General features: G+C 50.8%; 10 protein-coding genes and 1 other RNA gene. 6 read left to right on the top strand and 5 right to left on the bottom strand.

Features of this window, described 5'->3' with window-relative positions; translation table 11 throughout:
* The first annotated feature begins 202 nt into the window (after positions 1-202).
* Positions 203-1489 (top strand): MATE family efflux transporter, encoded by a 1287-nt coding sequence (locus tag CRP01_RS00835; RefSeq protein WP_099148081.1) that lies wholly within the window; start codon positions 203-205, stop codon positions 1487-1489.
* Between the two features lie 121 nt (positions 1490-1610).
* Positions 1611-3572, top strand: coding sequence for an acetoacetate--CoA ligase (locus tag CRP01_RS00830; protein ID WP_099148080.1), 1962 nt, complete (start codon positions 1611-1613; stop codon positions 3570-3572).
* A gap of 41 nt (positions 3573-3613) precedes the next feature.
* Here the strand turns inward: CRP01_RS00830 and CRP01_RS00825 are convergent, their stop codons facing one another.
* Complete coding sequence (locus tag CRP01_RS00825; RefSeq protein WP_099148079.1) at positions 3614-4426, bottom strand: phosphopeptide-binding protein; 813 nt, start codon at positions 4424-4426, stop codon at positions 3614-3616.
* 181 nt (positions 4427-4607) lie between these two features.
* Between CRP01_RS00825 and CRP01_RS00820 the strand changes: the two genes are divergently transcribed.
* The gene (locus CRP01_RS00820) at positions 4608-6725 is read left to right on the top strand and encodes a heavy metal translocating P-type ATPase (protein WP_099148078.1); all 2118 of its coding nucleotides are present in this window, start codon (positions 4608-4610) and stop codon (positions 6723-6725) included.
* 130 nt (positions 6726-6855) lie between these two features.
* Here CRP01_RS00820 and CRP01_RS00815 read toward each other — a convergent pair whose 3' ends face one another.
* Complete coding sequence (locus tag CRP01_RS00815) at positions 6856-7338, bottom strand: hypothetical protein (protein ID WP_143473218.1); 483 nt, start codon at positions 7336-7338, stop codon at positions 6856-6858.
* 142 nt (positions 7339-7480) lie between these two features.
* On the opposite strand from CRP01_RS00815, the gene CRP01_RS00810 reads away from it, so the two are divergent.
* The 3 genes from CRP01_RS00810 to ffs all read left to right on the top strand — a co-directional run bounded on the left by CRP01_RS00810 (position 7481) and on the right by ffs (position 8690).
* On the top strand, positions 7481-8179 hold the full coding sequence (locus CRP01_RS00810) for an NAD(P)H-binding protein (protein ID WP_099148076.1): 699 nt from the start codon (positions 7481-7483) through the stop codon (positions 8177-8179).
* A gap of 34 nt (positions 8180-8213) precedes the next feature.
* A complete protein-coding gene (gene gldC / locus CRP01_RS00805; protein WP_099148290.1) occupies positions 8214-8552 on the top strand; it encodes a gliding motility protein GldC in 339 nt (112 codons plus the stop codon).
* A 40-nt stretch (positions 8553-8592) separates the two neighbouring features.
* Positions 8593-8690, top strand: an RNA gene (ffs, locus tag CRP01_RS00800) — signal recognition particle sRNA small type.
* A gap of 159 nt (positions 8691-8849) precedes the next feature.
* Here ffs and CRP01_RS00795 read toward each other — a convergent pair.
* The 3 genes from CRP01_RS00795 to CRP01_RS00785 all read right to left on the bottom strand — a co-directional run bounded on the left by CRP01_RS00795 (position 8850) and on the right by CRP01_RS00785 (position 16225).
* The gene (locus CRP01_RS00795; protein WP_099148075.1) at positions 8850-12116 is read right to left on the bottom strand and encodes a TonB-dependent receptor; all 3267 of its coding nucleotides are present in this window, start codon (positions 12114-12116) and stop codon (positions 8850-8852) included.
* A gap of 412 nt (positions 12117-12528) precedes the next feature.
* Positions 12529-13635 carry a hypothetical protein gene (locus CRP01_RS00790; protein WP_099148074.1) on the bottom strand — a complete coding sequence of 369 codons (1107 nt, stop codon included), beginning with the start codon at positions 13633-13635 and terminating at the stop codon, positions 12529-12531.
* A 31-nt stretch (positions 13636-13666) separates the two neighbouring features.
* The gene (locus CRP01_RS00785; protein WP_099148073.1) at positions 13667-16225 is read right to left on the bottom strand and encodes a TonB-dependent receptor; all 2559 of its coding nucleotides are present in this window, start codon (positions 16223-16225) and stop codon (positions 13667-13669) included.
* Positions 16226-16232: the final 7 nt, after the last annotated feature.

Here is a 16232-nt window from a genome sequence, read left to right as displayed (position 1 = left end):
GGTGAACCGGAGCTCAGGCGGAAGCGGTAAAGACCGGATTTTCGGTGCGTATCCAGCGCCTGATGTTTCCTATCGACCGAAAGCTGGTGTTGCTATAATTTTTTGTTCTTTCCGTTCACAGCAGGAACAAAGTACGTACATTTGGCCCCGCATGCGACTCAAAACTTCATATCGCCAAATTCTGGCAATTTCAACCCCAATCATGTTGGGAAGCGCCGCTCAAAATGTCATCGCTCTGAGCGATAGCGTGTTTTTGTATCATTTGAGTGAACAAGATTTTGCAGCGATTGGTTTTGTGGGCGTTTTTTATTTAGTGGTCGCAGCTATTGGTTATGGATTTTCCCGGGGTGGTCAACTCCTGATTGCCAGGCGAATGGGAGCCATGGAGCCCGAACAGGTCGGTCGGATTTTTTACAGCATGGTGTATTACGAACTGGGACTGGCCATTGTCATGTTCCTCTTCATGCAGTATGGCTGTTACTACTTCTTCTCGCTGTTTATCGACTCGGATATCATTTTTTACAAAAGTCTGGAATACCTCGAATACCGGTCCTGGGGCGTCTTTTTCTCCTATATCGGTGTGGCGATTATTGCCCTTTATACCGGTGTGGCCCGTACCAGTTTTATCGTGATCGATACGGTGGTGCTTGCGGTGGTGAATATTGCGCTGGACTACGGCCTGGTGTTCGGGCACTGGGGCCTGCCGCAGATGGGGATCGCCGGAGCGGGCCTGGCCAGTACGGTGGCCGAAGTGGTTGCATTTGTGGTCTTCGGTCTGTACATCCTGTTTGATCAGCACGCCCGGATCTATCGCTTGTTTCACCTGCCCAAGGTCGATTTTTCTCTGATCCGAAAGCAGTATAAGTTATCATTTCCGATTGTGGCGCAGGCCTTTGTGGGCTTGGGTAGCTGGTTCGTTTTTTTTGGAATTGTCGAAAACCTGGGAGAACGGGAACTGGCTATTACCAACCTGGTGCGGATGGTTTATCTGATCCTTTCCATTCCCTGTTGGGGTTTTTCTTCGGGGGTGAATACACTCGTCAGCAACTTTATCGGTCAGCAGAAGCGACAGGCAGTCGTGCCCATCATCTGGAAAACGGCAAAACTGAGCTGGATCAGTACGATGATCATTGCGCTGCCGGTAGTCATCTTTCCCACCTATCTGCTGTATCCCTTGCTGGGCGGTGAAGACATGAGCCTGATCACCGATGCTCAACCCATCTTTTGGGTCTTGCTGATCATCCTGAGCAGTTTTGCCGTGGGAGGTGTGTTCTTTAACGGATTGGTCGGTACGGGAGCTACTTATTACGGTCTGAAGATCCAGACCTGGTGTGCTGTTTTCTATCTGGCCTACATTTATATCGAGGTTAATTTCACCCACGGCGGCCTGGCCTGGGCCTGGGCGTCTGAGATCTTTTACTGGTTAGCCATGATCATTTTGACCTATCGTTATCTGGTCTCCAATCGCTGGCACGGTTTCCGCCTGTAAATCTTCTTATGCTGAACAAGGGCCTTTCTCCGAGGTTTTGTAGAAATAGACCGAGTTTACTAACTTGACGGAGTAGTCCGGGTGGCCCGGTACCTACTTACAACGACTGAAACGTATAGCAATGACAGATCCTTCACCAAAATTACTGTGGCAACCTTCCAAACCATTCCGGGAACGATCGCACTTGTCCCATTATCGAGAATGGCTCCGGGAGCATAAAGGCCTGCAATTTGCCGATTACCACGAACTTTGGTCGTGGTCGGTCGAAGATATAAAAGCTTTCTGGGAATCGATCTGGGAATACTTTGAAGTCAAGTCCTACACTCCCTATACCGAAGTGCTTTCCGGTGACGCTATGCCCGCTGCGCGGTGGTTTAGCGGTGCCACCGTCAATTACGCCGAGCACCTGTGCCGGAATAAACCCGATGAGCAGACGGCCATTATCTTCCAATCCGAGCGACATTCCCTGCAGCGGATCAGTTGGAAAGAACTCCGATCCCAGGTAGGTAGCCTCCAGGCTTTCCTGCGCGCTCAGGGCCTGACGGCCGGGGATAGGGTAGTGGCTTACCTGCCCAATATTCCCGAAGCGACGACTGCATTCCTGGCTACCTGTAGTATCGGTGCGGTCTGGTCCAGTTGTTCGCCTGATTTCGGCAGCAGTAGCGTGATCGATCGTTTTCAGCAGATAGAACCGAAAGTACTGATCGCGGTGGATGGCTACCAATACGGCGGCAAATCATTTGACCGCAGGGAAGTGGTGCGGGAGATTACCAGCCACCTCCCTACTCTGGAGCGGATCATTTTTCTGCCTTATCTTAATCCGGATGCGACCCTGGAGGAGAGCGAGCGTACCATCTCCTGGTCGCGGGTCATGGAAGAATATTCGGGAGAACCGGAATTTACCCCGGTGCCGTTTTCCCATCCTATTTGGGTGTTGTATTCTTCCGGCACTACCGGTAAACCCAAGGCCATCACCCATTCGCAGGGGGGGATTCTGCTGGAGCACTACAAATACCTGGCGTTCCACAATGACGTTCACCGTGGTGAAAACTTTTTCTGGTTTTCCACTACCGGATGGATGATGTGGAATTTCGTCCAGGCTGCTTTCCTCATGGATGCTACTTTGGTGCTGTACGACGGCAGTCCCGGCTATCCGGGAATGGAGATACTGTGGCGACTGGCGGAAGAGGCGCCCATTCATCACTTTGGAACCGGGGCCCCTTATCTGGTGGCCTGTATGCGGGCGGACTTGTCCCCGGGAAAGACTTTTGATCTGGGCCCTCTGCGGTCTATTGGCTCTACGGGGTCGCCTTTGCCACCGGAAGCTTTCGACTGGGCTTACGATAGCGTGAAATCGGACTTATGGCTATGTTCCATGAGCGGAGGGACGGATATCTGTACGGCCTTTGTCGGCGGGAATCCTCTGCTGCCGGTCTACGAGGGAGAGATTCAGTGTCGCGCCCTGGGTTGCGCTCTGTACGCCTGGGATGAAATGGGCAATGCCGTGATCGGAGAAGTGGGAGAGATGGTCATTACCAAACCGATGCCTTCCATGCCGATCTATTTCTGGAATGACCCGGAAGGAAAGCGGTATCGGGAAAGTTATTTTGAAATGTATCCGGGGATCTGGCGGCACGGAGACTGGGTAGAGATCACCGAACGGGGCTCCCTGATCATTTACGGCCGCTCGGATGCTACCCTGAACCGGCAGGGCGTGCGGATCGGTACGGCGGAGATCTACAATGTCTTACAGAAGATGCCGGAAATAAAGGATAGCCTGATCGTCAATCTGGAACTTAAGGGAGGGGAGCATTTCATGCCCTTGTTTGTGGTAATGGAATCCGGAGCGCTACTGGATGATGTCCTCAAGGGAAAGATCAAAAAAGCGCTGCGTAGTGAATATTCTCCCCGCCACGTGCCGGATGAAATTATCGAAGTGCAGGATATACCGTATACGATCTCGGGAAAAAAACTGGAAGCGCCGGTCAAGAAAATACTGATGGGTATGCCGGTAGAGAAGGCGGCTAATCCAGATGCCATGCGCAATCCGGAGTCTTTGGACTTTTTTGTTGGGTTTAGGTAGATCGTGGTTCTGCCACTCGAGTGGCAGAACCACGATCTATCTTACTGATTAGCTTCTTCCATCGGATCGGCTTCCAGCGTAAAGGTACGCGTTACCGGGTTCAATGGCGTTTCAACGGCACCGTCATTAGCGCCTACCAGCGTCAGGGTGATGGTGTTTTCACCCATCGGCAGGCCTTCGATGTAATATGGCTGCCAGGTATCGATCATGTGGATCTCTCCGTTGATATCGGCTTTTACTTTATACTCAGAACCCAGGTCTACATTAGCCAGATAAAAGTCGAGCATGACTTTTTCGGTGTTGGCCTTTCCGGTATAGGTACCTTTCGGACGGCTGTAGAATAGCATAGGCTCGGTGATTTCTTCGTTAGCGGTGATGGCCTTATCAGCTACTGTGATCTTCTCCGTTACGGAAGCGGCAGCGGTCTTAATACTTTCGTGGTAAGAACGGCTCAGAAATGCGAGCAGGAAGTGCTCACCGTCGGCGATATCGTAATCGAAGTCAGCTGTATACTGAGCGGAATAAGGTTCGTTATCTACGATCAGGTGAATGTGCTGTCCTTTTGCGGAATTGGCACACATTTTCTGTTCGGCATCGGGAGTTTGTACACCAAGTTCGTAATCACTTTCACCCAAAGTGAAGTTGAATTTTCCAGCCTCGTAAGTCATGGATTCGATAGACGCATCAGCGTACTCGGCTGATGGTGTGAAAGGCGTTAAGGTATACATCATTTCGCCGGCCTCCATATCGCTATGGTCCTCCATGTCTCCGGCGGAGTCAGAAGGCTGACTGGCGTTGTTACACGCAGCCAAAGAAAAAACGGCGACAAAAAATAGCAAACTCAAAGTTCTCATTACTGTTTGTTTAAGTGATGGTGTAATTTTATGAAATGAGTTTTCAACCCGTTTCATGTACAGTTGTATAATATTTGGGTAGTTCTCCAAACTTCAGCAAAGGTAAGCATTGCCCAGGCTAAACCTTTCGAAGCGGGGCTTTATCTTTATAATAGTTAATTAAGGCACAAGTTCAGTTGAGATGAAAAAAAATGAGGAGATTATAGCGTTGGAAGTTGATGGCATGGACTGTAATAACTGTGCTATGAGTATCAGCCGTTTCCTGGAAAGAAAGGGCCTGGAGGATGTATTTGTAAACTTTCAGACCAAGGAAGTCCGGTTTCGGCAGAACGATGAAAAACTGACCCTCGAACAGGTAAAGAACGGGATCAATAAACTGGGGTACCAGGTGGTCGAACCGGAACAACCGGAGCCCTGGTGGACCCTGGAGCGAAAACTCTGGATCAGCGCCATTTTCACCCTGCCACTCTTACTACATCACCTGTTGATGATGGCGGGCGGCGGTCTGCCTTTTCTGGATAACAATTGGGTGCAATTCGCGGTTTGTCTGCCGCCTTTTCTGATCGGGTTCATCCACTTCGGCCGGAGCGCAATCAGTTCCATCCGCGGCGGCGTACCTAATATGGATGTACTGATCTTCATCGGTAGTACGGCGGCATTTATCTACAGTGTCATCGGAACACTGATGCACGAGCACGACTACATTTTTTACGAAACCAGTGCTACGATCATTACCCTGGTTCTGGTGGGTAACTGGCTGGAAAAACGGGCCGTAAAGCAGACCACTACCGCAATCGGTGAGTTAACCCGACTGCAGGTGGAAAAAGCGAGAAAGGTAATGCCCTCGGGTACGATCATTACGATCAATCGGGAGGAACTACAAGTAGGCGATATCCTGCAGGTAAATGAGGGGGATAAAGTCCCCATCGACGGCCTGGTGCTGGAAGGGGAAGCGGAGGTCGATGAATCCATGCTGACCGGAGAAAGTGAACCGGTCCGTAAATCGGCCAACGACGAAGTGATCGGATCATCGCTGCTCGTTTCCGGAAATATCCGGGTACAGGTAACTGCTATTGGACGGGATACGGTACTCAGTCGGATGATCGAACTGGTGAAAACCGCCCAGCAGGACAAACCGGCCCTGCAACGACTTGCGGATAAGATCAGCGCCATATTTGTTCCGGTGGTGCTGACGATCGCTTTGCTTACGTTCGCTCTGGGCCACTGGGCTTTTGGCCTGGAAGCCCAGCAGGCCCTGATGAACGCCATCGCCGTGCTGGTGATTTCCTGTCCCTGTGCCATGGGACTGGCTACGCCAACGGCCGTAATGGTTGGGGTTGGCCGCCTGGCCCGCAACGGGATCCTGGTGAAGGGCGGACAAACCGTGGAAACCTTTGCCGGCGTTGAAAATTTTGTGTTCGACAAAACGGGAACGCTGACGACCGGTCGTTTCCGGATCAAAAATATCGATTACCGTACTTCCGACCGGAAACGGGTCAATGCCCTGATCCACCGGATGGAGCAGTATTCTTCCCATCCCATAGCTCAGTCGCTGGTGCGGGAAATGGAAAGCCGGGTGAACGGTCTGGATCTGGGCACTCTGAAAGTGGAAGAGATTAAAGGCGGCGGACTGGTTGCCGTAGACGACGCGGGGGTACAGTACAAGATCGGTTCCGACCGGCTCGTAGGTACAGAAACAGCTTTGGCTGGTCAGTTGGTCTATCTGACGGCCAACGATGAGCTACTGGCAACGGTAGAGATCGAAGATGAACTCAAAGACGATTCGGATGAACTCATCCACTACCTGAAGAAAGAGGGGTTGCATCCTATCATTCTCAGTGGGGACAAACAGGCTAAAACGGCCGAAGTAGCCGGGAAACTGGGAGTAGAGGAATTCTACGCTGAACAACGACCGGAAGAGAAGTTGAGCAAGATCGAAGAGATCTCCCAGCGGGCGCCGACGGCTATGGTGGGAGACGGCATCAACGACGCTCCGGCCCTGGCCCGCGCCACCATCGGGGTTTCCCTGAGTAATGCCTCCCAGGCGGCCATTCAGTCGGCCCAGATGGTGCTGTTGAACGGTCAGTTGGACCATCTGCCTAAGGCCGTCATCATCAGTAAAGCCACAGTGCGGACCATCCGCCAGAGTCTTTTTTGGGCCTTCGCCTACAATATTGTAGCGATCCCAATTGCCGCCATGGGTTTACTGAATCCCATGTGGGGGGCACTCTTTATGGCCTTTTCGGACGTGGTGGTTATCGGCAATGCGGTGCGACTGCGGCGTAGGAAATTGTGGTAATATTACACTGAACTTGTTCGCACAGAGCAGCATTTTGACTAGGTAAAATGGGAGCGAGAAATAACCACCACCTCTCGCTCTTACCTCCTGCACAGCTTCACTGAGGAATCCTGCAGGATTGTCTCTGTTTTTAGGGTAATTTTATCACCAGCCGGTTGGCCGTACAGAAGTAATAGCAGATCTGCAGAGTACCGGTATCGTTGGAATTACAGACCCATTGAATGTCAAAGCCCACGGGACAGCTGATCGATTTTAAATCCAGACTTTTTCCATTATAGGTTTGCGGTGGAGATTGAATGATGACCCATTTGTCATGACCTTTACTTCTCGCTGCAAATCCGGCCACTACAAGTTGGTCCGCAAGTTTTCTGGTCACCAGGAAAATCTCAAGTCCGCTACGCAGATCGGTCGCTATGAGATTATAACCTTCCCGGATACGTTCCATATCTACTACGGCACTTTGGGAATTCGGCTGGTATTCAATAACTGAATGTTGGGTGGCATACGTGCCCTTTATCTTTATATAATTCAAGCTCAACTGTTCGTTATATTGACCGCTGACGGTGGTTATGGCAATAAGACATAAACTAAGTGTCCAGAAAAAAGATTTCATTTTGAAAGTTTTAGGGTTAAAATTCGGACTAACAAGAGGAAGTGTCAGGCAGGAAAAAAATGTACCCAAACGGGAAGCTATTTTACTAAGGCACTTGCACTCAAAATCCTATCTTTGCTCTTCGGTTCAAAAAAATTGACTTTTGGAAATCACTAAAGGGAAAAAAACAGCTTTGATATTCGGTGCCTCCGGCCTCGTGGGGGGATTTTGTCTGGACTTTCTGCTTGAACATGCGGCTTACCGCCAGGTGATCGCTTTTGTGCGGACTCCGCTGGAAAAGGAGCACGAAAGACTGCGGCAGATTAAAGTAGACTTTGACCGGCCGGAGACTTTCGCGGATCAGATCAAGGGAGACGATATCTTCCTCTGTATCGGTACGACTATGGCCAAAGCGGGCAGCCGGAAAGCTTTTTACCGGGTGGATTATACCTATAACTTTGAGGCAGCAAAAGCGGCCGCTAAAAATGGCGTCAACCAGTTGTTTTTGGTTTCGGCCGTGGGAGCCGATAAGGATTCGATCTTTTACTACAGTGAGGTCAAGGGAGAACTGGAGGAGGCGGTGAAAGAATTGCCCTTCTGGGCCATTCACATTTTTCAGCCCTCGGTATTACTGGGAGAACGCAACGAAAACCGGTGGGGAGAGGAAATTGCCGGCAAGCTCGGCCGGGTGATTGATCGGCTCACCGGAGGATTGCTGACAAAATACCGTCCGGTTGAGGCGGAGGTAGTAGCGCAGGCGATGGTCAATGCGGCCCAGCAACTATCAAAAGGCGTACACGTCTATCCGTCCCACTACCTGCAGGAGCTGGCCAATCAGGAAAACAATTTATTACCAAAATAGAGGTACCGGAACGGAGGTGCCGAGCATCGTGAATATGAAAAAGAAAGAGATTAAGATCCGGGTAGGACTGGATGATAAAAATATGCCGGAGGCGATTACCTGGAAGGCGGATGATCAGCAGGGACCGGCCCAGCACTGCAAAGCTATGTTACTGGCCTTATTTGATAAAAAATCGAATGAAACGCTGAAGATCGACCTCTGGACCAAGGACATGCAGGTCATCGAAATGGACCGTTTTTTCTTCCAAACCCTGCGGGCCATGGCGGATACTTATTTTAAAGCAACTCAGAATGCAGAGTTAGCTACTGATATGCAACGCTTTGTGCAATACTTCGGTGAACAGACCGAAATAATTCCAAAATCTGAGGGGTAATTGTTTGGTGGTTAAACTAAAATTAACTTACATTTGCCCCCGGTGGACGGCATACAGCCAGCTCCCTGTGAACTCCCCCAGGGCGGAAACGCAGCAAGGGTAGCGGGTTGTAGCGGTTGGTGTGCTTGTTCACCTTATTTTTTTTAAAGCCCTTCCGGTATCTCAGGTGCCGGAAGGGCTTTATTATTTTGGCTGCTGAGCGAAGAATGAGTAGGGGAAGAACCTACTTTACTAAACAGAAAAGGGCCGACAGCAAGCATTTACTGTCGGCCCTTTTACCTTAAGAACGTTGACGGTCTAGAAGATATACTTCACACCCATCTGCAATCTCCAGGCTAGATCGAGCACATTGTTCGACAAGCGGTAGGATTCCGTTGGGAAGTCCGTAGTACCGGAAATCGTGTTGACCCGGTATACCGGTTCGCCGCTATCGTTGGTTCCCCGGTAGTTGAGCAGGTTAGGCTGCCAGGCCACTTCGGGAATACCCCAGCTGCTGTTGAACATGTTTCCGATGTTGAGGAAGTCCAGCGTAAGTTGCAGTTTGTTGCGATCCTGGGAAGTGAAGCGGATGTCCTGAGCGATCCGAAGGTCGAGTCGGTTGACCCACGGCTGCAGGCCTCCGTTCCGTTCGGCGATCTGTCCGCGACGGCTGCTCAGATATTCATCCTGATCGATATAATCATCCAGGATCTGCGCCTGCATCTGGGCTGTAATCGTTTCCCCATCCAGTGTAAACTCCTCGAATTCAAGTTCGGAAGCATTCGCCGGTACATAGATCAGGCGATTGGCTGCGTCACCAAAGTTACCGGCGTAGGTATAAGAAAAGCGGCCGGCATTGCCACCGTCGTAGAAAATACTAACCAGGGTACCACCGTTCTGGTAGGCCAGATTACCGATCACGCGATTAGGCTGGTCAAAACCAGAAAAGCCGAGTTCCGGATTGTTGCGGTCCCGCTGAACGGTAGCCGTCCAAAGGGAGATAGCCTGAGAACCACCGGCCGCATCCAGGTCCCGGGAACGGGAGCGGGTATAGGCAGCCATAGCGTAGAATCCACTTTCGAATTGCTTGCTCAGTTGAGCGGTGATCGAATAGTAGTCCGCTTTTTCGGAAGCGTTGGTCAACAGGAATACGTTGCGAAAGTCGGGATCGTTGCTGTAGCCGGGCAGGTCAGGCTGGGAAGTCCAGATACCGCGATTGTCCGGTCCGGCCAGTGTTTCATCCGGATTCCGCAGTACCGGATTGTAGGCTACCGGCGTGCTCACATCACGGTTATAGATGAATTCCACGGTAGCATTAATACCCAGAGGCAATTTCTGGTCCAGACCGATGTTGGTCCGCCATACCTGTGGCAATCTGAAATTCTCGTCCGTCAGGTTCAACTCATTAGACAGCGAAGTGGCCGGATTATCCGGATTGTAGGCCGTTACATCTGGGTTGAAAATAATCCCGTTGTCGATTACTTCCTGACCTTCATAACCAAGACCCCCACGAATTACACCGGAGCCGTTCACCTGGTTGGAAAGCCACACGAAGGGGATCCGACCGGAGAATACGCCGGTACCACCCCGAAGTACAGTGCTGCGGTCACCATTAACGTCAAAATTGAATCCCAGACGCGGGGAGAACAGAGGGTTCACCTTCGGGAAAGTCGCTACGTCCGGAGTGAAGGTATTACCTTCCGAATCAGTCAGGCGTTTTCCGAGGTTATCCAGCAATTCGTTATTCGGAATATCGATCGGATAGAAAGGCAGATCGACCCGCAGGCCACCGGTCACCTTCAGCTTTTCGTTCAATTGGTATTCATCCTGGACATAAATACCCAATTGTCCGAAGCTGGTTTCGTCGAGAGGTGGCGTAGTAGAACCGTCCAGAGCATAACCCTTGGCGAAAGCGATCGGATAGACATTAGGGTCCCGATCGATCACCGCGGCTACGAAATTATCGTAAGTATCGAAACGGTAGAAGCCGTTGAATACCGGGTTAAAGGCATTCACGAAGGTCATGTACTCCAGGTTGAGGCCGGCCGTAATGGTGTGCTGGCCGCTGTAGAAGGTCGTGTTGTTGGTGATATTGAAGACATTATTCTCCAACTTGTTACCAACGGTAAACAATTCATTACCCAAAGACATGTAGTACAGATCGGTGCCGGAGGCATCCGGTTCCAGAACTTCGATCATCGGGAAATCCTGTCCGCCGGGAATACCCCGGGTCGGGTCGGCGATCTGGGTATAACCGATGTTGAACTGGTTGGAAAGCTTATCGCTGAAGATAGAGTTCAATTCCGCTACGTAAGAAGTAACCGTGCGGTCATTGGTGTAGTTGTTGTTGCGGAAGTTGATGTTCTCCACACCAGTTCTGGAAGTATTCCGGAAACGGGTGGAAATATAGCGGATCGAGTTGCCGTTGGTCGGTACGTCAGTAAACGCATCGTAGCGGTTGAAACGAGCCGTCAGCTTGTGGTTCTGGTTGATGTTGAAGTCCAGCCGTACATTGATCCGCTCCTGCTCGGAAGCAAAGGAGTAGCCGTCCGGTGCGCCGGTATCATATCCGTAAATACTCTGGATCTGGTCGCGGACAAATTCTGCCTGCGATAGCGGCACTCTGGAGATGATCAGACCATCCGGGGTTTCTCCTTCCCGGGCCGCTCTTTTGAGGAAAGAGGGTACGGCTTCGTTCTCGGTCTCGTAAGAAGCGAAGAAAAACAGCTTGTTTTTGATAATGGGGCCACCCAGGGTGAAACCGATGATCTCATTCTGGGAGTCGCCGCGATCTACGGACAGGTCGCCCGCTTTATTACCCTGCATCTGGTCGTTACGCAGCAGGTAGTAGGCCGAACCCCGGAAGGTGTTCGTACCGGATTTGGTTACTGCGTTAACGGCAGCACCGGTAAAGCCGGAATAGCGCACGTCGTAGGGAGCCAGGTTGACGCTTACGGCTTCGATAGCGTCCAGCGAAATGGGGCTTCCACCCGCAAACTGAGCCGACCCGAGGCCGAAGTTGTTGTTGTAGATGTTCCCGTCAATCGTGTAGTTATTGAAGCGGGAGTTGGTACCGGCAAAGGAGGTCCCGTTGGACTGAGGTGTCAGTCGCGTGAAATCATTGATACTCCGGTTGATCGTTGGCAAAGCAGTGATCTTCTCTGAGGTAATGTTCAGTGAAGATCCCGTCTTGCCATCCGAAAAGGCACGATCTTTACTGGCACTTACCACCAGTTCGTCCAATACCACCGTTCCTTCCGTCAGGGTCACGTTGATGATCGCCGGACTACCCAAATTCAGGTAGATGTCCTCTTCTTTGACAGGATTGAAACCGGTATAGCTCACCTCGAGCTGGTAGGGACCGCCAACGCGCATACCCTGAATGGCATAATAACCGGATTCGTTGGTTATCGTGCCGTAGGAGGTGCCCGAAGGCGTATGCACCGCAATGACGGTAGCTCCAATGAGCTCTTCACTGCTGGCATCTGTCACACGACCACTGATGCTACTGCTAGTGATCTGTGCACTTAGGTTCATTCCCACAAATAGTAGAAAGAACAGGCCAATAAATTGATTCAGTTTCATAAAAGTGGGTTGAAAATTGGTGAAATTGAGATGAAAAAAAATTAGATTCAGAACTTTATTTTTTGGGAAAAGGTTTTCCCTGACAGCTAATTTTTTTGTTAGGAAATTGATTAATCCTTTGTCACAAAATTACCATTGTCGTGTTAAGCGGATGTGAATTAAAAGTAAGATTTCTTTGTGTCTTGCCTGATGGGAATCGACCTGTTGAGAGGGTATTGTCGAGGTCTTCAAATGAATTAAATCTTTAAACAACAAATACCTATTGTAGTTGACTGTTGGAGTAATTAAATTATTTTTTTAGCAAATTATAAAGCCTCAAAAGATGGAACGGCGTGCGGAAACATTTCAAATCAGACATGCCCGTTTTGCAGGCAAAACGGGCATGTCTATATAACAAATAAAAATAAGTCTTCTAGCGGACTTCTACGTAGGATCCACCTTCGTAAATCACGTGTAGCTCACCGGTACCGGCTCCCGGTTCCCAGGTAGCGTAGGATACCAGGTATTTCTGGCCTTCAACTGCCGGGAAAAGGTCCAGGAGCAGCTCACCGACAGCCTCCAGGATCTGATCGTTGCTCCACAGCGTAAGATCAAAGTTGCCGTAGCGGTCGGCACTACTGGCACCATCGGGGTTGCGATCACCAAATTCTGCTGCCACCCAGGCGAAGTCATCACCGGTCATATTGTATTTGATGGTGTTGTCCGGTACCCAGGCGCTGCCGTCGTGACCGAGTTGCAGGGTTTGGGAAACGACATCCTGGAAAGGCACCCAGCTACTTCCGTCATACTCGAAAACAACGAGGAAGTCCTCAAACTGGCGGCTACCGCCATCCGGTACGTAGGTGTAAGTGAATACCGCCGTGCGGATATCACCGGCTTCGGCAAAGGGGTAGCGGTCGGACAGTACGTAAGCGATACGCTCTCTGGCCGTCGTCCGGCTATCGAAGTTCGGGAAAGACTGACCCATAAAGGCATAGTCCTCGGAAGTTGGAACGTAGGATACGTACCAGCTACCGTCATAGTTAGCGATCTTACTGGTTCGGGTACCCTGGTCCGGGCAACCGCCGCAGTACCATTCGTAGGTCAGGGTAACAACATCTCGCTCTCCTGCATCCGGAAATTTGTACTCGATAACGTCAACGATATCGTTCACTCCGTCCAGGTTACCGTAGGTGAAGCCCAGTGCTTCGTAGTCTTCGGTACGAACGGTGTCCATATACTCATCGTTGATACGTACCGGGCTGTAAATGTCATAAGTGACCAGCGCTGAAGATCCTTCTCCGAACTGAGGATATTTTTCCGTCAGGATATCGGGGATCAGGGTTTTGGCCTCATCATCGCTACCGAAGTTCGGGAAGCTAAGACCAACCAGACCGTAATCATCTTCGGTAAGCGTAAGGTCCAGGTCGGCAACTACCGTATTGGAGATCTCCAGATCCTCCAGAATATCATCCATCGGATTACAGGCCTGAATAAGAATAACCGCAAAAACGGCAAATACTATATTGAAATACTTCATGATTGTTTAATGCTTTATTGGTTATCTGTGGTTAAAATCTGAGTTTAAGACCCAGGTTCCAGGTTCTTCCGTAACCGTAGTAAACTCTGGAAGTATAAGCGTCGTGGTTGGAACCGTCCTGGGCATCCATCACATACTTTTCATTGGCCAGGTTGTAAACGTTTCCGTAAAGGGAAGCTTTCATACCGGCAATGGTCAGATCGTAAGTTACGTTCACGTCGAAGATACCGAAGTCGGGCAGTTGCCAGGCTTCCACACCGCGCACGGATTCGTCGCTACGGCTGGTCGGGTCGAAGTTAGCGTACAGGCGATCGTAGTAGTTGTAGTCAATGTTGAAACGCAGATCCGGCATCAGTTGGTAGTTGATACCCAGTGCAGCGGTAGTCTGAGCGGCATCACCCACGTGCAGACCGGCAATGAATACGTCTACTTCGTCGATCTGAGCACCGTCCAGGATGATCCCTACACCTTCCAGGTCATTTTCCCAGGTCCAGTCGCCGATAGACAGCATACCGGTTACGGAAAAGTCACGGCTCAGTTTCCATCTGGCGTCCAGTTCCACACCCTGGTGCAGTGCGTTTACACCCAGAATGTTGGCGGTGAATTCTTCGCCGTCCGGGCCACGGAAGCCGTCGGTGAAAGTTCTGTCCGCCCAAAGCGTACGGTAAACATTGATGTTAGCCGCGAAGTTAGCCGTTCTCCAGCCGTATCCCAGTTCGTAGCTGGTGATCTTTTGGTTTTCGGCATCAGCGTTGATATTCTCGTTATTGAAGTTCGGGAATACCGCATCAAAGCCCGGCGCTTTCTCGAAGTAACCGATGTTGGCGAAGATGTTGTGATTCTCGTTCAGGTTGTAGTTCAGACCACCTTTGGCACCGTAACCGAAGAAGTTGAAAGTACCCACGCGCTGGTTCGGATCAGAATCCAGGTTGTTGAAGTAGTCAATGCGATCGTAACCGGTGTTGGAAGCGTTCACTGTTACGAAACCGGAGAAGCTTTCTCCATCGGAGTATTCCAGTTGGAGGAACCCACCGGTCCAGTTCACGATACCGTCGTTATAGTAGTTGAACTTATCGCCAACTTTCGCGGCGTTGATCGGATTGTTGATGTCGTTGTCATCCAGATAGTAAGCAGCACCCAGCAGATCAGTTACTTCCTGGAAGTGCTCACCTTTGTAGTAGCGCAAATCCAGACCGGCCAGCAGAGACAAACCGTTGTCAAAATCTTTGGTGAAAGAAGACAGCATGCCGTACCACTTGTGGTCGTTACGGGAAGCTCTCAGGAAAGAAACGGCACCGAAGTCGTATTCTGCCTGGTTTTCTCTAACGATACGATCCAGATCAACCAGACCGTCTACGCGGTAATCGGAATTGTTGAATTTGTTGTCACCGCCGGTACCGCCGCCACCGCCAGTTCCGTAGGATGCGTATACCGCCGTAGATAGCTGAGCACTCGGACTGATGGTCCAGTAGTGGTTCAGGCTGATTTGCGGTTTGTGGTAGAAGTTATCTTCGATGTGGGTCAGCTGACCGTTCTTATATCCCCAGTCCGGGTTGTAACGAATGCCGCGTGGGCTTTGCTCGTATTCTGACAACAGACTTTGGTCCTGACGCTGACCGTGCTCCTGCTTGGCACCGATGGCCGTCAAGGTCACCTCGTGCTTGCTGCTGAATCTTTTAGCGATGGTCGCGTAGTAGGAGTAAGACAGGAATTCAGTACCGTCTACATATCCGTTACCCTGTGTTTTGGCACCGGAAAGGGAGAAGGCCCAGCCGTTATCACTCAGTCCGGAAGAAATACCGAAACCGATCTTGGAATAGGCATCGTTACCGGCACCGGCGTAAACGTAGCCACCTTTGTCCATGTCGCTGGCTTTGGAGATGATGTTGATCGTACCGCCGATAGAAGGTACGGCGACACGGGCAGCACCCAGACCACGCTGTACCTGCATGATGCTGGTCGCATCCGTCAGGCCGGCCCAGTTGGACCAGTATACCCGACCGTTCTCCATGTCGTTCACGGGTACGCCGTTGATCAGTACGGCAACATTCTGAGAGTCAAATCCTCTTACGTTGATCCGGCCGTCACCGAATCCGCCACCGGATTTGGTTGCGTATACACCCGGAGTAGATTTCAGGATCTCCGGAAATTCCTGGCTACCGATCTTGGATTCGATCTGTTCTGCCTTGAGGGTAGAAACGGCAACCGGCGTTTCGCGGGCAACCGCTACGGAAGAGATAACCTGTACTTCAGCCAGACCAATGGAGCTGGAAGGTACCAGGATCTGACCGAGGTTAGCGGTCTGACCATTCCTAACATCCACCTCTTGTTCCATTTCCTGATAACCGATGAAGGAAATGATGATCGCCTGAGTACCGGCGTCAATTCCCTGTAAGGTGAAACTTCCGTCGAGGTCGGTAATGGTACCGGTAGTCGTTCCTTTAACGAGAATGGTTGCACCGATCAGCGGTTCGCTGGTATCCTCGTCCATTACTTTACCGGTAATACTACCTTGAGAGAATGCCGGTGTAAACGCAAAGGCCAGGAAAGCCAATGCAAATAACGGCTTGTAAAAGTTTGAAAATCCCATAAAACTA

The sequence above is a fragment of the Flavilitoribacter nigricans DSM 23189 = NBRC 102662 genome, assembly GCF_002646595.1.
GTDB lineage: Bacteria > Bacteroidota > Bacteroidia > Chitinophagales > Saprospiraceae > Flavilitoribacter > Flavilitoribacter nigricans.
The sequence above is the reverse complement of the archived record's forward strand: the minus strand, read 5'-3'. Positions and strand labels throughout refer to the sequence as shown.

Bases quoted from the DNA above. Each gene is read 5' to 3' on its own strand.
- CRP01_RS00785 (WP_099148073.1), bottom strand. From the start codon at position 16,225: ATGGGATTTTCAAACTTTTACAAGCCGTTATTTGCATTGGCTTTCCTG.
- CRP01_RS00815 (WP_143473218.1), bottom strand. From the start codon at position 7,338: ATGAAATCTTTTTTCTGGACACTTAGTTTATGTCTTATTGCCATAACC.
- CRP01_RS00820 (WP_099148078.1), top strand. From the start codon at position 4,608: ATGAAAAAAAATGAGGAGATTATAGCGTTGGAAGTTGATGGCATGGAC.
- CRP01_RS00825 (WP_099148079.1), bottom strand. From the start codon at position 4,426: ATGAGAACTTTGAGTTTGCTATTTTTTGTCGCCGTTTTTTCTTTGGCT.
- CRP01_RS00790 (WP_099148074.1), bottom strand. From the start codon at position 13,635: ATGAAGTATTTCAATATAGTATTTGCCGTTTTTGCGGTTATTCTTATT.
- CRP01_RS00835 (WP_099148081.1), top strand. From the start codon at position 203: ATGTTGGGAAGCGCCGCTCAAAATGTCATCGCTCTGAGCGATAGCGTG.
- gldC (WP_099148290.1), top strand. From the start codon at position 8,214: ATGAAAAAGAAAGAGATTAAGATCCGGGTAGGACTGGATGATAAAAAT.
- CRP01_RS00795 (WP_099148075.1), bottom strand. From the start codon at position 12,116: ATGAAACTGAATCAATTTATTGGCCTGTTCTTTCTACTATTTGTGGGA.
- CRP01_RS00830 (WP_099148080.1), top strand. From the start codon at position 1,611: ATGACAGATCCTTCACCAAAATTACTGTGGCAACCTTCCAAACCATTC.